The sequence below is a fragment of the Calothrix sp. CBUCES-K 9914 genome (assembly GCF_059640475.1).
Genome location: NZ_JBXXZH010000508.1, coordinates 1 through 2,260, shown reverse-complemented (window position 1 = coordinate 2,260; position 2,260 = coordinate 1). Strand labels below are relative to the sequence as shown.

The 2,260-nt window shown below is 39.9% G+C and carries 2 protein-coding genes; one reads left to right on the top strand and one right to left on the bottom strand.

The genetic code is table 11. The annotated features are described in order from the left end of the window. Positions 1 to 355: 355 nt before the first annotated feature. The gene (locus AC2JBO_RS44580; RefSeq protein WP_496960024.1) at positions 356 to 1,300 is read right to left on the bottom strand and encodes an ADP-ribosylglycohydrolase family protein; all 945 of its coding nucleotides are present in this window, start codon (positions 1,298 to 1,300) and stop codon (positions 356 to 358) included. Between the two features lie 264 nt (positions 1,301 to 1,564). On the opposite strand from AC2JBO_RS44580, the gene AC2JBO_RS44575 reads away from it, so the two are divergent. Next, positions 1,565 to 2,101 (top strand): putative outer membrane beta-barrel protein, encoded by a 537-nt coding sequence (locus AC2JBO_RS44575; protein ID WP_496960023.1) that lies wholly within the window; start codon positions 1,565 to 1,567, stop codon positions 2,099 to 2,101. Positions 2,102 to 2,260 lie beyond the last annotated feature (159 nt).

Sequence of the window (2,260 nt, the reverse complement as noted above, 5' to 3'; positions counted from 1 at the left end):
GTGAAAGCACTGTATTTGGCGTTACATTGCTTGATAGTAATAGCTTGAAAGCACCCTACCCAATGCGCGTTGGCGCCTCAAAATGCGTGAAATAGTGCCATTCTATAGTAGGGTGTGTGACGCTACAAGTCCTATTGCTACGTCGAAGTTCTTTCTAGCGTCACACACCGTCATTCTCTGTGGTGCGTCGAAGCACATGATTTTTCGTGATATTGAAAATTGTAACGGCTTTGACACACCCTACCCAACATGTCAAAATTAATGACACGAACCACTATTTATAAAGATTTTCCTAGAGGATATATTTGTATGCGATTTATCCTCTAGGAATTTTAACGCATACTAGAGAGAAGCCTTACTTATAATTTAATGCTTTTGTAAATCGATTTACTAAATCAATAATGTCATCTTTACGCGCGATTTGGTCTATCCAATCTTGGGGTATATTTTCCACACCATAATAAATACCTGCTAACCCACCCGTCACTGCTGCTGTTGTATCAGTGTCATATCCCAAATTTACTGCTTTAAGTACAGCTTCAGAATAAGAAGAACTATTTAAAAAGCACCACAGTGATGCTTCGAGTGTATCAATTACATATCCATCCGAACTAATTTCCTCTATTGGTAGTTTATCAATGGCGCCGTTAAAGACTCGCTCGAAATGCTGCATCTGTGTACTATACTCAGAACTACTATAAATGTTCTCAACTTTGGACAAACCTTCTTGGTAAGCTTTATGAGGTTCGGCACCTTTTAGTAAAGCCACAGCAATACTGGTGTAGATACCGCACGCAATTTGTGACCTAGGGTGAGCATGAGTAATACATGATACTTGATGTACCCGTTTGATTAATTCAGAAAATTCTAATTCTCTATATAAATAAGCCATTGGCAAAATTCGCATCAACGACCCATTTCCATTACTGTTCTCAGTTTTACCTCCTGCGTCTACGGGTGAGGCGCCTTGCTTCCAATTTACAATAGCCATAAACGTAGTATTGCCAACGTCAAACACTTCCCCTCTAGCAGTCCAATAGCTTTCGTGATACCACTGCCAAAACGACTTTGCTATAGCATCAAGGGAAAACCCATTACACAAACTTTCTGCCAAGCAAAAAGTCAACGAACTATCATCCGACCATGTACCAGGTGGTTGATCCCAGGTGCCGTAACCCTGCATTGATGTTACAGGCAATGCTGTTCTTTGGGCACGATTTGTAAATTCTACAGGAACCCCTAAAGCATCACCAACACAAACACCTATTAAACCAGATAAAACTTTATTTGTACTTAACATTTTTGCTCCTCAACTACTGCGTATCATTTATAACTTATTTGTTCCTGAAAGTGTGACAGAAAAAAAAGTGTCATCTAAAACATCTAATTATCCTGTGTTTTCGCTAAAAGACTGTATTACTAATATTTTTGTAATATTATTTACTGACTGTTACTGTTTATAAATTACAAATTAGACCTTAGAAAAGCTGAAAAATGACTGGAACCTTTTAGTATTTTTTTCGACCTTGAATATAAAGCGATACTTACAAATTAGGTTAAAAATATGAAAGGTGTGATGAAGTCTTTTGTGACAATTTCTGCATTGTCCGCTTTAGCAATTGCTCCCATTTTTATGTCTGCTGGTTCTGCTTCGGCAGAGTCTAAAAAAGGTACTGACGCAAGCTATGTTGGTGTTGGTGTTGCTGCTGGTGTTACCAACGGTGGTCAAAATGGAGACGCAGCAACTTTCGGTGGTAATATTGTCGGTCGTGCTAAGTTGGGTAATTCACCATTTTCCGCGCGTGGTCAAGTTAACTTCAGCGACCAAACCAGCGCAATTATTCCTCACGTAACTGTAGACGTACCCGTCGCAAAGGGTACTAACGTCTATGTTGGTGGTGGTTATCAATTTGTTGAAGAAGATGGCAAACCAACTCCTAGCGGCAACAAAGATGGTATTGCTGTTGTAGCTGGTGTTGAGTCAGAAGTAGCTAAGAATTTCCTCATCTATAGCAACGCGACTGTTGGTGTCAACGCTTATAAAAATAGCCCTGCTTCTGCCGTTAGCGTTAACACAGGTGTTGGCTACCGCTTCAGATAAATATGGGCGCTCTTCCCAATTGGTAGGGTGGAATGGCACTTACTTAACGATGTTTATGGTGCGTGAAAGCACTGTATTTTGTGTGCTTATTGATTGATAGTAATAGCTTTCACGCACCCTACTCCAATTTATTGGCGCCTCAAAATGCGTGAAATAGTG